Below are 16,805 nucleotides of genomic sequence, written 5' to 3' on the forward strand. Positions count from 1 at the left end.
TCCTCCTATTCAATTGGGTCGAAATTCGCTTGGTACTCCTCACGAAACTCTTTTGGCGAAATCCCACAGATTTTCTTAAAACTTTTGTAAAAATAGCCGGCACTCGTATAGCCTGTTCTCTCAGCTACTTCACTGATGGTCATAGCTGTATCAACTAAGAAACTTTGCGCCTGTTTAATACGATATTGGTGTAAATACTGGGAAAAGCTTTTATTCGTTTCTTTTTTAAAAAGTTGACCAAGATACATGGTGTTCATATGAATCCTACCGGCAATCTCTTTTAGCGATAGGGCAAGGTGATACTCTTCTTGAACAATTTCAATGACATCTTGAACATGCTGAGAATACATTCTGCGTCCCTTACTACTTCTAATTTCTTCTATCGTGTCCCAAATCACCGGTTCCAGTTCTTCAAAATTAAGGCCCGATGTAATCTTTTCCGCCTGGTTTTGATAAAATTCCTCACTTAATCCTTCAAACTGGCGATATAAGTCAATAAAAATCAGAAATATAATATGCCTCGTGTAGTCTGGCCTCGCTGCTGCTGCACGTAATTTCGCAAAAATCACTTCAATTTCACCTTGAATCGTTTCAAAATCTCGAAGTGACAAGGCTTTATTAAATTCAACAAAGGAAATACTAGGCAAAGCCCCACGAGCATCCACATCACCAACGCCTGCGTTTTTCATATCGTTGAAATCATAAAATTCATGAAGCCTACTTGAACCGAGTGCGCTATCGTAACTTGAAGGTACATCTTTCATATCCGCGACCGTTTCCCCAACAACTAAATCCGCATCTTCTAAATGTAAATCTTCCTTCATCTTTTGCGTAAATACTTTAAGTGGAATTTTATCTCCTAAATAAATCAGTAACCACATGTCGATTTCAAGCGCATAGTGAACGAGTGGCTGGCTTTCTGCTACTAAATAATCTTGAATTTGCGTTTCTTCCGGACCGCGTTTAATAAAAATAACCGTATAGTTTTCCTTTAATACATCAATCTTATTTTCAATTAAATATGTACTTAAATCGCTATAAATAATGTCTCCATGAATCCAACTCAACATAAAATATTCCGCAAGATAGCCCTGATCACGCTCATCTTGCTCATCCTGTTTTAAAGCTTTTATAACCATTTGGAGCGTTTCCACCATTTCCGATTTATTGACTGGCTTTAATAAATAGTTTTCGGTTCCAAGTTTAAGCGTATCTTTTACATATTGAAATTCTTGATATCCTGAAAGCATAATAAAACGGAATGGAATGCCTTCTTCACGTGCTTTTGCAACAAAGTCAATTCCTGATAACACAGGCATATTTACATCCACAACAACTAAATCAATTGGATTTTTTCTAACATAATCAAGCGCTTCCTGTCCATTCGCTGCAGTTCCAACTACTTCAAAACCAAATTCTTGCCAAGAAATCAACTTTTTCAACCCATTTACAATCATATATTCGTCATCCACTAACAGAACCCGGTACATTAGAACTCACCCCTTTGTTTATTGAAAGGAAAGCGAATTTCAATCGTTACGCCACCCGTTTCATTTCGCATCATATTCATATGATAACGGCTTCCAAAAAAGCCGCGCATTCTTTCGTTCACGTTTTTTATACCAATGGATTTTCCTTCTATAAGAGAATTATCTTTTAAAAGTTCTTCTTGTAATTCCGACATCTTTTCAATTGGCATCCCCATACCATTGTCTTTTACAACAATTACAACCTCATCTTTTTCCAAGTAAGCCTTTAAACTACCTGCATTATCAATTCGTGTATAATCCACACCATGCACGAAATAATTTTCGAGTAATGGTTGAATGATAAATTTTGGAATTTGTACGTTTTTCACTTCATCTGCTACTAAAAACGAATAAGCCAAGCGATCTGGATAGCGCATTTGATATAAATAAAAATATTTTTCGCAAAAGTCGAGTTCTGCAGCAACCGTTGTCGTTTTCTCTTGCGCAATGTTATTTCGAAGGAGTGCGGCAAACGCATAAACTACATCCGCCAGCTCATCCGCCTCTAAACTTACAGCATACATGCGAATATACTCTAGCGTATTATATAAAAAATGCGGATTAATTTGTGACTGCAAGGCACGCATATTGGCATCTTTTTGAGCAATTTCCAGTTCGTAAATATCCTTTATATACTGGTTAATACTATCAAGCATCGCATTGACCCCATGCGAAATCGCGTAGAGTTCCCCTTCCTTACTACTTTCATCAATTCGCGCATGTAATTTCCCATTTGAAACATCTTCTACTGAATATAAAATTCCTTTTACCTGCCGATTATACTTAGAGAAAATTTTATATAGCGCCCAAATAAGCAATGAATCTAACAAAATCACACCCACCCACAAGAAAATAAGTGAATTTTGCATAGAAAACCAGACATTATGATTCGAAATGAGCGTCACAACTTGATAACCATTTGAGAGCGTCACATGCTTCACAAAATAATCTTTATGAAGTGTCTCCAGCGCTTTTGAAGTCCCTTTCGGCAATTCCGCTTCCAAAACTTCTTTGCTTTCGTCTTTTGAATCCATTTGATAGTCAAATACTAAATTTCCTTGCTCCGTTAAAATATATAACGAAACAGGCAAGTCCTCGCCGTAGGTGGACAAGGTTTCTTTAAATTCTTTTGATCGCAATGTTAGATAAAAATCCCCCATTTTTTCTAGCGTTGCCGGATTTAACAAGTTTTTCTGTAATCTAACCCCATTTTCTTCTTGCGGCACAGTATCTACTAAATAACCATTTTTATTAGCTAAATTTGAATAGAGTACCTGTTTTTCATCTACGAGGGAAATAGCGATAGATTGCACTGTTTCATCGCCATAATAAATTTCTCGTAATCGAAGCGGCAAATAATTATATTCTGTGCTCGCCTCAGCATGGAGACTATAATTTAAATAATCTTCACTATTCATTTCAAAAAAGCGATGCATACTATCTACTTTGGCTTGGTTGCTTAATAAATCGCGGGTAATCAACTCTAATTTAGAATTTTTTCCCGAAATAATATCTGCTACATGTCCGGCTGATTGATTGGCAGCTGTTTGCGCGTTTTTTTGATCACGTTCATAGATAAAATAACTGACAAAGGCTCCAAAAATTGTAATTCCAACAATTAAGATGACGGCATACCACTTGAGTAAATACATAAATACATTTTTCTTTTTCACAAAACTCCCACATCCCTTTATTCCAGTTCAAACTTCTTATTTATCATCTCATAAACTCCGCGGGTAATAAATAGGGTAAAAAAGATTGCAATAGCTTCCATACCAAATAGTAATAAAGCAGGATATTTGTAAGTCAAAAATGCAATAACAGCAAAGCCCAATATCATTTTAATTAATGTAAAAAAATTACTAAAGAACGCCATAATGCTTAAGTTTAAAATATTTTTAAATGTCGTATCGTAGCGCGTATTGGTGATAAGAGCGAAAAAGTAGCCTAAAAATAAAAACGCATAAACAAAACGCTAAAACGAATGTAATGACAAAAAAGACAATACCTTTCATTTGTACGACTAAAAACAAATTATAGGCAAGCAGAATAAATGCACCTGCAAATAGGTAAAACAGTGCGTTCCCACGTTTAAAATCCTCTTTAAACAGCGAAAAAGCTTTTTTCCAAGTGATCTCTTTGTAGGAAAAGCCTTCTTCAAAGGCTAGTTGCGTAATAGAAGAAAATGCGGGGCCAACGCCTAAAACTATGCCACCGCAAAACATCAGCCCGACAAAAATAATATTTAATTTGATTACGGTATAACAACGAATAAAAATTTGCTCGATTGCACGTCCAATCATAATTCTCTCTCCTTTTAAAAACGCCAGAAAGGAAGCAGAACGAACTGCTCCCTAAACGGCCTTATTCTTTTACGCCACCAATTGTCATTCCGCGAACGAAATATTTTTGGAAGAACGGATAGCTGAGTGCGATTGGCAGTGTGGAAATAACTACCATCGCCATTCGAGTGGCTTCTCGCGGTATACTTGCCGCTCCCCCGGCCATATTGCTACTCATACCGGCGTTTTGTGCCATGTAATCAATATTCGCCTGAATTTTCATAAGTAAATATTGGAGTGGCACTAAATTGTCGCTTTGGATATAAAGTAACGCATTAAACCAGTCATTCCAGTATCCAAGTGCCGCAAACAAACTAATGGTCGCAATCCCCGGAACAGCAAGCGGAAGTACGATTTTAACAAAAATACGAATTTCACTTGCCCCGTCAATACGGGCGGATTCAATAATCGCATTGGGTACAGAACGATTAAAGAATGTACGCATGACGATAATATTAAATGGACTTAGTGCCATCGGTAAAATAAGCGCCCAAATGGTATCTTTTAATTGCAACATGTTCGTCATGACAATATAGTTTGGTACCATACCAGGACTAAATAACATCGTGATAAGCGCAAAGATAGTTAAGAAACGGCGCCATCTAAAATTCGGTCTAGAAATCGCATACGCATATGTAGAGGTAAAACTCACATTAACAATTGTTCCTACAACGGTTACAACAACCGTAACAAGAAGCGATTGTAAAATTTGTTCTTTCATTTCATATAAATAGCGGTACCCATCAAAACTCCACTCAGAAGGAAACAGTTGATAACCATCTGTTACAAGTGCATTTTCTCCCGTTAAGGAAATGATCATAACAAAAATGAGCGGAAACACACATGTAAAGGCGAATAAACCAATTAAAATGGAAAAGAGTAAATTCGTTTTTTTCCCGAAAGTGCGATGTCTAACTTCTGAAATCTTGATTTTTTTCTCTTTCATTATTTACTCCCTCCTAGAAAAGTGCAGATTCCGGATCAAATTTGCGGACAATTAAGTTCGTGCCAACAACGAGAACAAAACCAACGAGCGATTGATAAAGCCCTGCCGCAGCCGCCATACCAATATCTCCAGTACTTGTCAGTCCGTTATAAATATATGTATCAAGTACAGAAGTCACTTCATAAAGCGCGCCTGAATTTCGCGGAATTTGGTAGAACAAACCAAAGTCTGCTCGGAAAATATTTCCCACTGCCAAAATGGATAAAATGGTGATGAGTGGAACTAATTGCGGTAACGTCACATTTTTCACTTGCTGCCACTTACTTGCCCCGTCCATTTGAGCCGCTTCATAGTAAGTCGGGTCAATTCCCATGATGGTCGCAAAATAAATAATACTGTTGTAGCCGACCCCTTTCCATATTCCCATGAAGATTAAGATATATGGCCAGTATTTCGGCTCCGTATACCAGCTAATTGCTTCGCCTCCGTTAGCTACAATTAAGCTATTTAAAAGGCCCTTATCCGGACTTAAGAAAGCATAAACAAAGTAACTAATAACAACCCATGATAAAAAGTAAGGAAGTAACATGGAGGTTTGATACACTTTAATTAGTTTTTTCGAACGCAACTCACTCATAATAATCGCGATCATAACCGCAACAATAAGACCTAATACAATAAACGCCACATTGTAAAGAACTGTGTTACGTGTAATTAAATAGGCATTGTCTGAACTAAATAGGAATTTAAAATTATCAAAGCCGACCCACGGACTCTCCTTCAAACTTTCAATAAACCCTCCAGCAGCGTAATGGAAGTCTTTAAACGCGACAACATTACCTAAAACAGGAATATAGAAGAAAATAATTAACCAAATAAAGCCGGGCAAACACATCGCTAAAAAGGCTTTAATTTCTCATAAATTCGCGTCCCAGTTTTTTCATAACCTTCTCCCTCTCTTCTGAAAAACAGTTTCTCGTGTATCTTTATTTTAGCCAAAGAAAAAATTTCCCAAAAGATACAAAATATAGATAAAAAAGGACGAACTATATAATTTATAATGACCAAACAAAAAAAGATTCCTGCCACAACCTGACAAGAATCTTTCGGAATTTATTTTATACTTCTAAAAATGAAGTACCCTTTATCTTTTACCACCGTCTCCACATTGCCGAAAACAGCTTCCATTTTTTTAGCCGCTGAGGGACCACCTTGCTTTTTCTGAATGACAATCCATAATTCACCGGAGCTAGCCAAATGCTCATACGCCTCTTCTAAAATGGCGTGAACAATTTTTTTACCCGCTCGAATAGGTGGATTACTTAAAATCGCCTGATAATCATTCCCCGTGACTTTTTCATATACGGAGCTTTCATAAATCCGCACGTTTTGAATATCATTTAAAACACTATTTTCCTTCGCAAGTAGAAGCGCTCGTTCGTTTACGTCAATCATTTCGACTGTCACATCTGGATAGCTTTTTGCAACAGCAAGTCCAATTGGTCCGTAGCCGCATCCTACATCTAAAATGCGTCCGCTAACTACATCCAGTTGAAAAGCTTCAATTAAAACACGTGAGCCAAAATCTACTGCATTTTTTGAAAAAACACCCGCATCACTTATAAATTTAAGTTCATGTCCGCGAAGGTTAAAATTGAAATGTTTACGTTTATGTTCTAAATCATGATTATTTGAAAAATAATGTTTCGTCAAGTTTCCTCCCCCATTTCTCTTTCATTAAATATACCACAGGAAGAGAGATTCTGGGAGAGTTACTAACCTAAAATTTTTAACAAACCTGTGATTGATTAGGATTCCTTTTTCTTGAATCCTTGTGCTTCGAAAGCCGAAACCGTTTCTTTGTAACTTACATTTTTCGCATCTGAAGTTCCTTGTAATAAGCTTGAGATTTGAGCCTCATCTGCTTTTTCAAGATCTACAAACATTTCAATTGTCAGAGCTTCATCTGTAAATTCCGATTTTAGCGATGTTCCCTTGCCATTTTCATAGGCTTTATATTGTTCTTTTGCCTGTTTCTCATAGTTCTTTTTCGTCGCGTCATCCAGCTTCTCCCCTTCTTTTACACCAAAATAGGAAAGTGGATATGTCATTTTTTGCCCAACTTTTTTCAACTTATCTCCATCATGGTGAAATGTCGCTTCTAAATCTGCACCATTTAGGTTCAAAACATACACATCTTTTTCGATATTTGCTTTCTTTTCATTGTTCCCACAAGCAGTTAAAACGCCTAACACAGCAATGACTACAATTACAAAACTTAGAATCTTTTTCATACTTTTCCCCCACAAAATTTTTAAGCTAATGGATAGCGATTGATGAAACTTTGACTATCTTGACGTAACTCGATATAAGAAATATGAGTATCACTATACCAGTTTGTTCCGAGTCCCTCTTGGCCATTTAGAAAACTAACGATATAATCATCCCAATTTGCAAAATTAAGTTCCGCTTCTTCTCGTAGCTTTTCAAGGCACATCCATGCTTGTTGTTCACTAATTAATCCTAAAGAATAACAAACTCTTACGATATAACCAAGGCGTTCTAAATCAAACGCGCCACAGGTTGTGATTTTATCGGCAGATTCGAGTAGTGCTGTATCATCGTAACCAAACTTTTGAGCCGCTTTACGGATTTCCTTTTTCACACCTCTTGAATGAGCTTCTGAAATAGAAGTTGTATAGTCATTATTTTCAATCCAGCTTGAAATCAAACTCATGGCAGAATGTTCATCATAAATATTGAACATCGGTAACCAGTATTTTTTAACTTTTTCACCACGATTTTTCGGATAATATAACTTTAAATGTCTATTCCCTCCCGCTACCTTCGCTTCCACTTTATGCTTACATTCCGTAGTTGAACTTCCTACACATAACAATCGTTCTTTATCCTCTGAAAACTTGTTAAATTGCTCATATTCACTTGGAATAATTACTTCTTTTTTACCAAACAAACCCATTATGCCACATCCTCTTTTGTAATACTTTACAAGAAAATATTACAACATGTAGTCCTTTGTGTCAATAAGATTTTTAAACTATTTTTTCCTTGTTTATAGGAACGTAAAAAAAGTTACCTTCTTCATTAAATAGAAAAAGATAACTTTTTTAATCTTTTATTCCTCAAATGATAAATTAAAATTATTATTAAAGGGTGAATCATTCGTAAGTGTGATATTATTCGGTGCCGATAAATTTTGTGTAAACGGATAGTTCACTATACTTTGGTTTAAAATAAATGTGTCAGCTTGACTAGACTGCGCGTCAATCGCATACTTTTGCATCTTGTCCCGAATGACAAATTTAGTTTGGGACGGTCCAATTGACATGCGCGTTTGCCCATTTAAAACACCATCAAATTGTAGTAACATACTTTCATTGTCTTGGAACTCCGAAGATTTTTTAACAAATGTATTTTGGAATTTCATATTGCCAGAATTTCCGGCAATAAGTTTTAACGTATCGGTCGTTATATTTCTAGCATCTAATTGGCCACCGCTATTAATAGATAAGCCACCTTGAACATTCAAATCATTTAACTTCGCTGATAAAAAAGAAGTCATTTCAAGATTATTAAAGCTCGATTTTTCAAAATGGATGAGGGCATTGTTCCCATTAAATTTCATCCCTTTATTTACCTCACTGTCCGTTAAATGCACATTAGCAGATCCTGTTGTGACGTTTATTGTATCTGCTTTGATTTGATTAAAATGGGCTATAATCACGCCGCCTTTAATACGCATCGTTTTCGTGTGTATATCCGAAATTTTAATTTGCGTCCCAGTCGTCTGAATAGATAAGCTATCATAGACCTTATCCGCATCAATTGTAATTATAATAGCGGATTGCGTATTTGGATTTGCGTTTTTGTACATTAAAATTCCATTTTTCACGACTAATTCAGCTTTACTATTTTCATCATAAGTTGTGAGGTCAAATGATTCAGTCTTTCCTTTACGAATCGTAACATCTTGATTGGCATTTTGTAAGTCAATCGCTCTAAATTCCGTTTTTTTGGAAGTATCTTCCTTTTTAATTTCAATCCCCTGCTTTTTCTCATAAATAAAAGCTTTAGCCTCATAAAAGTTAAGCAATATACCTATTAAAGTAAGTAAAATAAGTAATAATAAGAAAGAAATATAGCCTTTTTTCCCTTTTTTATAAGATGCAATAGCCTCTAATCGCTCTTTTAACATTTTTGCGTTTTCATGCAAAGAAACCGCCGCATGCGATTCTTTATAAGTTCCCGATTTCACAATGGAATGTAGTAGCGTATCCCCATAACTGAGGGCATCCCGAGCCGGTAAATAAGATAAAACACTTTCATCACACGCATATTCGCGGTCGCGCTCCAGTTGCCTAATCATCCAATACATAAGCGGATTAAACCAGTAGATACAGGTGAAAATTTGAGCAAGAAAAACCACATACATGTCCTTAGATTTACAGTGCACTAATTCATGTAAAAAAATATGATACAACTCTTTTTTGGAAAAAGAGGTGCTCGGTAACACAATGATTTCCCGTCGGAATCCAAAAAAAACGGGTGAAGAAATAAGCGGATTAATCATAACTTCAACCGGTTTATTAAGCCCAATGGTTTCCATCGCTTCCGCTAAAATATCAAGTTCATCCGGTTCCTCAATATAATGAGCGCCTGAAATAACAAACTTTTTAAAATTTCGATAAGAAGCTATTCGGTACACAAGCATGATGAGGCCAACCATTAGCCATAACACCCACACATAATCCATTATAAACTGAAAAATAACTGCTTGTGTGCTTCGCTCCACTTCAATACCATTTTGGCCAATAACCATAGAGGTTAACCCTGCAAATTCACTCGGAGTTCCCCATAAAAATTCAGTGTTTTTTTGCACGAAGAAAAAAGCAAACGGTACAATTAAAAAGAAAAACACAACGCCCCAAGCGTAATAGCTTTTTCTTTTAGTTAAAAATTGACCGAATACTTTTTTTAAAAACCAAACTAGCGGAATTAAAATAACAGATGCGATAGACATGGATAAAAGCATTTTTAGTAAAATATTCATTCAGTAGATTTCTTCCTTTTCCAAAATTGTTGTAAATTTTCAATGTCTTGTTGTGAAATCAAATCTTTTTGAACTAGGTTCGTGATTAAGCCCTTTACGTTTCCCTCATACACATCTTCTATGAAGGTTTCTGTTTGCTTATTTAAATATTCTTTCTCGCTTAAAAGCGCATAATACTCATTTTTACGTCCAACTTTCTTTACACGTATGAAATCTTTTTCAACCAGCCTGGCCAAAAAGGTTAGGATTGTATTTTTCTTCCATGTAAAGCCATTTTCTTCCAACTCTTTAGCTACCTCAGCATACTGAACCGCTCGGCCAAATTGCCATACAACTTTCATTACCTCGAGTTCAGATTTAGATATTTGTTTATGCATAACATAGCCCTCCAAAAACTTTCTACTCTTATATTAGCACGGTTTTCCAGTAAAGGACAGAAAAAAATAAACTGGCATTTAAGCGATTGCTTTTACCAGTTTAAAATTATTTAATAAAAAAGAACCTTAGAAAAACTTCTAAGGTTCTGGTCATTATTATTTTGCTTCTACGCTCGCGCCAACTTCTTCAAGTTTAGCTTTGATTTCTTCAGCTTCTTCTTTAGAAGCACCTTCTTTAAGAGCTTTAGGAGCGTTATCAACTAATTCTTTAGCTTCTTTTAAGCCAAGACCAGTGATTTCACGAACCACTTTGATAACTTTAATTTTAGAATCTCCAGCAGAAGTTAATTCAACTGTGAATTCAGTTTGTTCAGCAGCGCCACCAGCAGCACCAGCAGCAGCTACAGCTACAGGAGCAGCAGCAGTTACGCCAAATTCTTCTTCGATTGCTTTTACTAAATCGTTAAGTTCTAATACAGACGCTTCTTTTACGGAAGCAATGATTTCTTCAATGTTTAAAGCCATTTTAAAATTCCTCCATTATTGTTTTAATTTTTTTATTGGGTTAAAACCCGGTAATTAAGCCTCTTGTTCAGCTTTTTGATCCGCAACTGCTTTTGTAGCAAGAGCAAGGTTACGAACAGGAGCTTGAAGTACGTTGCAAAGCATAGATAAAAGTCCTTCACGTGATGGAAGTGTTGCAAGAGCTTTGATTTCATCAAGAGAAGAAACATTCCCTTCAATGATACCTGCTTTAATTTCAAGTGCTTCGTGATCTTTCGCGAAGTCATTCAAAATTTTAGCTGGAAGAACAACATCTTCATTACTGAAAGCGATAGCGTTTGGTCCAGTAAGAACTTCTTCAAGTCCCTCAAAACCTTTTGCTTCTACTGCACGACGAACTAATGTGTTTTTGTATACCTTGAATTCTACGCCTGCTTCACGTAATTGTTTACGTAATTCAGTCACTTCAGATACATTAAGACCACGATAGTCTACGATAACTGTAGATACGCTATCTGAAAGTTTAGCTGAAATTTCATCAACTGCACTTTGTTTAGCTTCTAAAATTTTACTCATTTTTACACCTCCGTCCATAATCTAAACGCCAAAACGGCTTTGTTTCGCGAACAAAATAAAACCCTTGCCACCGTAACAGCAAGGGTAAAATCACAAGATAAGACTATCTTGTTCATCTAAATCCTCGGCGGGCCATTTTAAACGCAAAAGCGTACCTGCTGTCTACGGTAAGGATATTCATTTTTTAAGCCTAGTAAATCTTATCAAAGATTTACTAGGTCGTCAAGTCCATTTTATAAAGAAGATGGGTCAACTTGGATACCAGGTCCGAAAGTAGTTGTTACGCTTAAGTTTTTCACGTAAGTACCTTTTGCAGCAGCTGGTTTCGCTTTTTGTAACACATCATTTATAGTACGGAAGTTTTCAATTAATTTATCAGTATCAAATGAAACTTTACCGATAGCAGTGTGAATATTACCCGCTTTATCAACACGATATTCCACTTTACCAGCTTTAATTTCATTTACTGCTTTTGTAACGTCCATTGTAACTGTACCAGTTTTAGGGTTTGGCATTAAACCTTTTGGTCCTAAGACACGGCCTAATTTACCAACTTCACCCATCATATCAGGTGTAGCTACGATAACATCAAAGTCAAACCAACCTTGATTGATTTTTTCAACGAATTCAGCATCTCCAACGAAATCAGCGCCAGCAGCTTCTGCTTCTTTTGCTTTTTCTCCTTTAGCGAAAACTAAAACGCGCTCTGTTTTACCAGTACCGTTTGGTAATACTACGGCACCACGGATTTGTTGATCCGCTTTTTTAGGGTCTACGCCAAGACGGAATGCTACTTCAACAGTTGCATCGAAACCGGCGAAATCAATTTCTTTAGCAAGCGCTACTGCTTCTTCAACAGAATACGCTTTTGTTGTATCTACTTTTTTCAAAGCATCTTGATACTTTTTACCTTTCTTAGCCATTTCTTTTCCTCCTTATTGTTCAAATTGCTTTTCTTAGTCTTCTACTACGAATCCCATAGAACGAGCTGTACCTTCAACCATACGCATTGCAGACTCAACGTTTGCAGCATTTAGGTCAGGCATTTTAAGCTCAGCAATTTCTTGTACTTGAGCACGAGTTACAGTTGCAACTTTGTTACGGTTAGGTTCACCAGATCCTTTTTCCACTTTAGCAGCTTTTTTAAGCAATACTGCAGCTGGTGGAGTTTTCGTGATGAACGTAAACGAACGGTCTTCAAATACACTGATAACAACAGGAATGATAAGACCAGCTTGATCGGCTGTACGAGCGTTAAACTCTTTACAGAATCCCATAATGTTTACGCCAGCTTGACCTAGTGCAGGTCCAACTGGAGGTGCAGGATTTGCTTTCCCTGCTGGAATTTGAAGTTTAACTTCTTTAATAACTTTTTTAGCCACGAGACATACCTCCTTAAGTCCGTGCTGTGGTTAAATGGGGATTAAGATTTCCCCTCCCACGTCAAAACATACGCAAAAACGTACTTAAATATGATACCACTTTAAAGCCGAAGATGCAAGGCTTTTTCCACTATTTGAAAGCTAATATTTCTTGTATACGACGCGTATACGTAGCATCTAGCTTCAGGACCTTTTCGTACCCTTTTCGCCGAATGAATTCCCTTTTTGCCGGATTCGCGTGATAAAAGGCCACTTTTTCTAAAAGTTCCTCAGTATTTGAAAAAAAGTCCGCTTCCTCGCCTTCTTTAAATAAAGCTTTTTGTTCTTCCGTGCGTTCTGTTAATAAAAATCCACGGCAAGCTGGGATTTCAAACGTTCGTGCTGTATGTTGTTCATCTGACAGATGCGTCAAAAAGCCAAGCGCCACATCACTAGCCCCAAAAACTTTTGCCATATCTTCCGTATAAACACCTTGAAACATACAATAATTACGCAGTTTCATTTTAGAAGGAAGCTTCTGCCAATTGGTTCCCCATACTTTTAACCAATAATCTTCCTTCGCAATCTCATTTAGCCATAAAGCCCGCTGACGCTCCATCCGCCCAACAAAAGTAAAGCTAGCGCCATAACGCATTCTATCAGCATCGCTTAGCACGACTGGTCTGTGAATCTCCGGATCGAATGCATATTGGATTTGTAGCACACTTGAACAGCCATGCTTACGGTACTTCATCACTTCTGTTGACTTTGGCGTGACAACCACATCATACATTGTGATGGCATCATTTAGCACTTTGGATGTATGATATCTGTCATCGAATAAAAAATCGGGATGAAAATGAATCGTTTTTACGCCCAGTTTTTTCGCTACATCAATTGTTTCCGGGTCAACCCATAACCCCTTTACGACAAATAAAAGTTCAGGTGTTTGAACTTTTAAAAGCCGTCTAATTTCACCATTAAATTGTTGATATTTATGTTTAAGTGGCTTGCTCATAACACGCATGTACGCACGTTCAGCAAGTGAATAGTTATAAAATAAATCATCCGTCGAAACTGCTGTTACTTGATATCCTAATGCACGAAAACCTCGGAACAGTGATAAACTATTGGCGCCTTGAAACGTGGCCCCCACGCATAAAACCGTCTTTTTATTCATTCATAGCACCCCGTTACTTCCTTAAATTTCTGATATAACTTTTTATAATAAGCCGACTCATAATGCGAAACCGAATGTCCAAACGGGTAGCGCACATCCCCAATATACTTTTCCTCCAACATATTAATGACTTTCGCTTTTTTAAAAACAGTCAAAAAACAGCGATCTAGCTCGCGCCAAACCCTATTGTACTGTTCAAGCTTTGACACATTTTTATAAGGTTGCGCCTTGCCGCCTGAATCCAAATAGCGTGTCGTGAGCTTGCCGCAATTTAAAATCAATTGTTCCTCGCGTAAATACGGTGAAATTGCTTCTTTAAAACGTTCGATGGCATCCATCCAATACGCCAAAAAAAGCGGCCAATCCGTTTGGCTAATAATCTTTTTAATCGGCAAATCATTTCGAATTTGGCTTTGTTCAATGATGGGCGAAATGGTAATCGCTTGATGGTCTGATACAAAAGCAGTTTCCTTTAGCGCATCTGTATATAAATCGATGAGTAAAAAGTCCGGCTGTTCTTTTTCTAATGCCTGAAAAAAACTCTTTTCAAAATCAGTTTTAACAAAGGGCTTTTTTTCAGAAGGAATATCTTTGTAGTTCTCAATTTGAAAGGAAAATGGGTCTGTCATTAACGCAATGAATGAGGAGTGAAACTGTGTAAACGACACTTGATAATGCGTTTTGTAGCCCGGATTAAAATAGGCGCTCGAGTTTAAAAAATTTACGACTAAAACAGGTTCCGACTACACCAATTTTTTGTACCATAACGCATCACTCCTCGATGATTTTTTTTAGTGTTCGTTTTAAAAAAAGGCGGAAAATAATAAGCCACTTCTTGGTGTTTGTAATACTTTTGTTCGTCTAACGTAAGCGGATATCCACTTGCTTTTAAATCTTGAATCAAATCGGCAATATGTTCCCTAAAGGTGTGTTCATTACATGAATAATGAATATAAAAATCGATTGGGAATTTAGGTTCTTCCAGCACTTTATCTTGTAACAAGCGATTTAAATACGGGACGGAATATGCCTCTTTTTCCCCCACCATACCTTTATAGGTTGGGTTTTTTTCGGGAATATCTGTCAAATAATCACCTAGAAAGTATTGCGGGGCACCTGCTATGACCGCATTTGCTTTTAATTTCAATCCGTAGTACAGAGCCGCATAACCGCCTTTACTCGTTCCCACGCAGATAACTTTTCGGTATTTTTTCTGTGCTATGATACTTTCAATCAATTCTGTTACCACGGTCTCCGGCGCCCTTGTGCCCTTATGAAATAAGTAGTAGCCCCCTTGTTTGTTATAACCAAAATCGTCCAAAATAAAGAGGCGGTCAGCTGCCACTTCCTTCGTTGTCGCCATATAATTGTAAGTGGCAGGAAGCCCCACTCTTGAAAACGCACTAAATACAATAACTAATGTGTCATGCGAACGTCTCGTTTTAAGCGCATATTGAACGCTCGTGCTAGATTTAAACGTTCGACTAATCATTTTAAAATAAAGCCCAATACATCTTTTTTTCATAAATCCCCTTCCTTTTTCTTTAAATTTAAATGAACAATGGCAAGCGCGAGGCCTATTCCTAGCCACACAACGCGCATTTCAAAAATGCTACTGCTACCAATTGAAATTGCAATAAAAGCAATAATGATACATAACGGAAGTCCAGCCAAAAGCCCTTTTTCCGTGAAAAACAACTTAACCGCCTGGTGGAGTAGCCAAACAAAAAAGATTAAAAAACACGCTAAGCCTAAAACGCCAATATCCGCTAATTGAGCTAACCAAAAATTATGCGCGCTCATCGTTTGTGTGATATTAGCTGATATATTTACCGTCCCATAAAGCGCCTCGAATATATACTTCGGAACAACTCCCATCCCAACACCTAAAAAATGACTTTCTTTGGCCACATTTAGTGCCGTTTCATAAATGAGGAGCCGCTGATCTGTTGAAGTTTGCTTGCCTACAAAATAACTGAATTCCTGTGTTTGGAAAAGCTTCATCACAAGCAGCGAAATACTCACCACACACGTTCCTATAAAAAAGAGAAAAAGCGCAATTTGTTTCGTGTACAATTTAATAATGATTAAAACGATGGTAATCAAAAAGGCAATAAGACCCGTGCGCGATTCCGTTGCGACAACTAAGAAAAATAAAACGGCGGCGCTACTTAAAGCGATGAAAGTCCGCACCCACGTCTTCTTTTGAAGGAGCAAATAAATGAAGGCTGGGAAATAAATGGATAAATAGGAGCTAAAATCGTTTGTATTAGTGAGTAGTCCTGTGGGTCGAAAATCTGGATAGCCGTTTTCGCTTAGGCCCGAATACCATAAATGATTCCCGCTCATCATTTCATAACAGCCAACCCCAATGGATAAAATAAAGGGTGGCATAATCCATAGCAACATTTTTTTAATATCAGACACTTTTCGCACATAATAAATGCAAAGAAAAATAATATAAAACTTTCAAGTTGAAAATAGATGGCACGCACACTTAATTGCGGATCCTGACTCCAAATGAGAGTGATTACGGCGTATAAAATCCATAGCGCAAAACCGGCGAGCGGTAATTTTAACAAGGCGAACTGCGCTAAGTCCTTTTTTTCAAACAAAAAGAGAAAGAAATGGAGCAAAATCGCGATGCGGAATAAAAATAGGCCAGAAAGTCCCGGAACACTTAAATAGGGGCCTAGTATTGCGCTAATTAAAATCACGTAAAATAAAAAATACGTTATCCGGGAAAGTGGAATATCGATAATAAATAGGCACGCCGCGATGATTAAAACGGGGAGAAGAAAAAGCGGATAAACGGCGGTCACTAAACTGATGAAAATAAAGGCAAGGCCAAGAACTGTTTTATTAATAGCCATAATAGTCATATTTCTTTTTATTGTATTTAACATTATTTAGCACCGC

19 protein-coding genes and 1 other annotated feature are annotated in these 16,805 nt (G+C 37.1%); all 19 genes read right to left on the bottom strand.

The window, feature by feature from the left end; translation table 11 throughout:
• Nucleotides 1–5 precede the first annotated feature (5 nt).
• Nucleotides 6–1,490 (bottom strand): response regulator transcription factor, encoded by a 1,485-nt coding sequence (locus tag LFLEISCH_RS00540; RefSeq protein ID WP_007471890.1) that lies wholly within the window; start codon nt 1,488–1,490, stop codon nt 6–8.
• On the bottom strand, nt 1,490–3,202 hold the full coding sequence (locus LFLEISCH_RS00545; protein ID WP_007471892.1) for a sensor histidine kinase: 1,713 nt from the start codon (nt 3,200–3,202) through the stop codon (nt 1,490–1,492). The genes LFLEISCH_RS00540 and LFLEISCH_RS00545 overlap by 1 nt, the downstream gene beginning before the upstream one ends.
• A 225-nt stretch (nt 3,203–3,427) precedes the next feature.
• Nucleotides 3,428–3,832: a DUF624 domain-containing protein gene (locus LFLEISCH_RS00550; protein WP_007471894.1), complete on the bottom strand. Its 405-nt coding sequence runs from the start codon at nt 3,830–3,832 to the stop codon at nt 3,428–3,430.
• Nucleotides 3,833–3,893: 61 nt separating this feature from the next.
• On the bottom strand, nt 3,894–4,817 hold the full coding sequence (locus LFLEISCH_RS00555; protein ID WP_007471897.1) for a carbohydrate ABC transporter permease: 924 nt from the start codon (nt 4,815–4,817) through the stop codon (nt 3,894–3,896).
• 13 nt (nt 4,818–4,830) lie between these two features.
• A complete protein-coding gene (locus tag LFLEISCH_RS00560; RefSeq protein ID WP_007471899.1) occupies nt 4,831–5,712 on the bottom strand; it encodes an ABC transporter permease in 882 nt (293 codons plus the stop codon).
• Nucleotides 5,713–5,930: 218 nt separating this feature from the next.
• Nucleotides 5,931–6,530: a class I SAM-dependent methyltransferase gene (locus LFLEISCH_RS00565; RefSeq protein WP_007471902.1), complete on the bottom strand. Its 600-nt coding sequence runs from the start codon at nt 6,528–6,530 to the stop codon at nt 5,931–5,933.
• A 95-nt stretch (nt 6,531–6,625) separates the two neighbouring features.
• Nucleotides 6,626–7,111 carry a DUF1307 domain-containing protein gene (locus LFLEISCH_RS00570; protein ID WP_007471904.1) on the bottom strand — a complete coding sequence of 162 codons (486 nt, stop codon included), beginning with the start codon at nt 7,109–7,111 and terminating at the stop codon, nt 6,626–6,628.
• 20 nt (nt 7,112–7,131) lie between these two features.
• Nucleotides 7,132–7,797 carry a DUF1266 domain-containing protein gene (locus LFLEISCH_RS00575; protein WP_007471906.1) on the bottom strand — a complete coding sequence of 222 codons (666 nt, stop codon included), beginning with the start codon at nt 7,795–7,797 and terminating at the stop codon, nt 7,132–7,134.
• A gap of 156 nt (nt 7,798–7,953) precedes the next feature.
• Entirely contained in the window at nt 7,954–9,888 is a 1,935-nt protein-coding gene (locus tag LFLEISCH_RS15685) for a M56 family metallopeptidase (RefSeq protein WP_007471908.1), read from the bottom strand.
• Nucleotides 9,885–10,265: a BlaI/MecI/CopY family transcriptional regulator gene (locus LFLEISCH_RS00585; protein ID WP_007471910.1), complete on the bottom strand. Its 381-nt coding sequence runs from the start codon at nt 10,263–10,265 to the stop codon at nt 9,885–9,887. Before LFLEISCH_RS00585 ends, LFLEISCH_RS15685 begins: the two co-directional genes overlap by 4 nt.
• A 156-nt stretch (nt 10,266–10,421) precedes the next feature.
• Nucleotides 10,422–10,790 carry a 50S ribosomal protein L7/L12 gene (gene rplL / locus LFLEISCH_RS00590; RefSeq protein ID WP_007471915.1) on the bottom strand — a complete coding sequence of 123 codons (369 nt, stop codon included), beginning with the start codon at nt 10,788–10,790 and terminating at the stop codon, nt 10,422–10,424.
• 54 nt (nt 10,791–10,844) lie between these two features.
• A complete protein-coding gene (gene rplJ, locus LFLEISCH_RS00595; protein WP_007471917.1) occupies nt 10,845–11,345 on the bottom strand; it encodes a 50S ribosomal protein L10 in 501 nt (166 codons plus the stop codon).
• Between the two features lie 46 nt (nt 11,346–11,391).
• Nucleotides 11,392–11,531 (bottom strand) — a sequence feature (ribosomal protein L10 leader region).
• A 47-nt stretch (nt 11,532–11,578) separates the two neighbouring features.
• Nucleotides 11,579–12,268, bottom strand: a complete 690-nt coding sequence (gene rplA, locus LFLEISCH_RS00600) for a 50S ribosomal protein L1 (protein WP_007471919.1) — start codon at nt 12,266–12,268, stop codon at nt 11,579–11,581.
• 33 nt (nt 12,269–12,301) lie between these two features.
• Nucleotides 12,302–12,727 carry a 50S ribosomal protein L11 gene (gene rplK, locus LFLEISCH_RS00605; protein WP_007471922.1) on the bottom strand — a complete coding sequence of 142 codons (426 nt, stop codon included), beginning with the start codon at nt 12,725–12,727 and terminating at the stop codon, nt 12,302–12,304.
• A gap of 130 nt (nt 12,728–12,857) precedes the next feature.
• Nucleotides 12,858–13,886: a CgeB family protein gene (locus LFLEISCH_RS00610; RefSeq protein ID WP_007471924.1), complete on the bottom strand. Its 1,029-nt coding sequence runs from the start codon at nt 13,884–13,886 to the stop codon at nt 12,858–12,860.
• Nucleotides 13,883–14,515, bottom strand: coding sequence for a DUF6270 domain-containing protein (locus LFLEISCH_RS00615; RefSeq protein ID WP_007471926.1), 633 nt, complete (start codon nt 14,513–14,515; stop codon nt 13,883–13,885). Before LFLEISCH_RS00615 ends, LFLEISCH_RS00610 begins: the two co-directional genes overlap by 4 nt.
• 98 nt (nt 14,516–14,613) lie before the next feature.
• The gene (locus tag LFLEISCH_RS00620) at nt 14,614–15,411 is read right to left on the bottom strand and encodes a hypothetical protein (RefSeq protein ID WP_007471928.1); all 798 of its coding nucleotides are present in this window, start codon (nt 15,409–15,411) and stop codon (nt 14,614–14,616) included.
• Entirely contained in the window at nt 15,408–16,313 is a 906-nt protein-coding gene (locus tag LFLEISCH_RS00625; RefSeq protein WP_159099749.1) for an O-antigen ligase family protein, read from the bottom strand. Before LFLEISCH_RS00625 ends, LFLEISCH_RS00620 begins: the two co-directional genes overlap by 4 nt.
• Nucleotides 16,235–16,792 (bottom strand): hypothetical protein, encoded by a 558-nt coding sequence (locus LFLEISCH_RS00630; RefSeq protein ID WP_007471933.1) that lies wholly within the window; start codon nt 16,790–16,792, stop codon nt 16,235–16,237. The genes LFLEISCH_RS00625 and LFLEISCH_RS00630 overlap by 79 nt, the downstream gene beginning before the upstream one ends.
• Nucleotides 16,793–16,805 lie beyond the last annotated feature (13 nt).

The organism is Listeria fleischmannii subsp. fleischmannii LU2006-1 (assembly GCF_000344175.1).
GTDB classification, from domain to species: Bacteria; Bacillota; Bacilli; order Lactobacillales; family Listeriaceae; genus Listeria; species Listeria fleischmannii.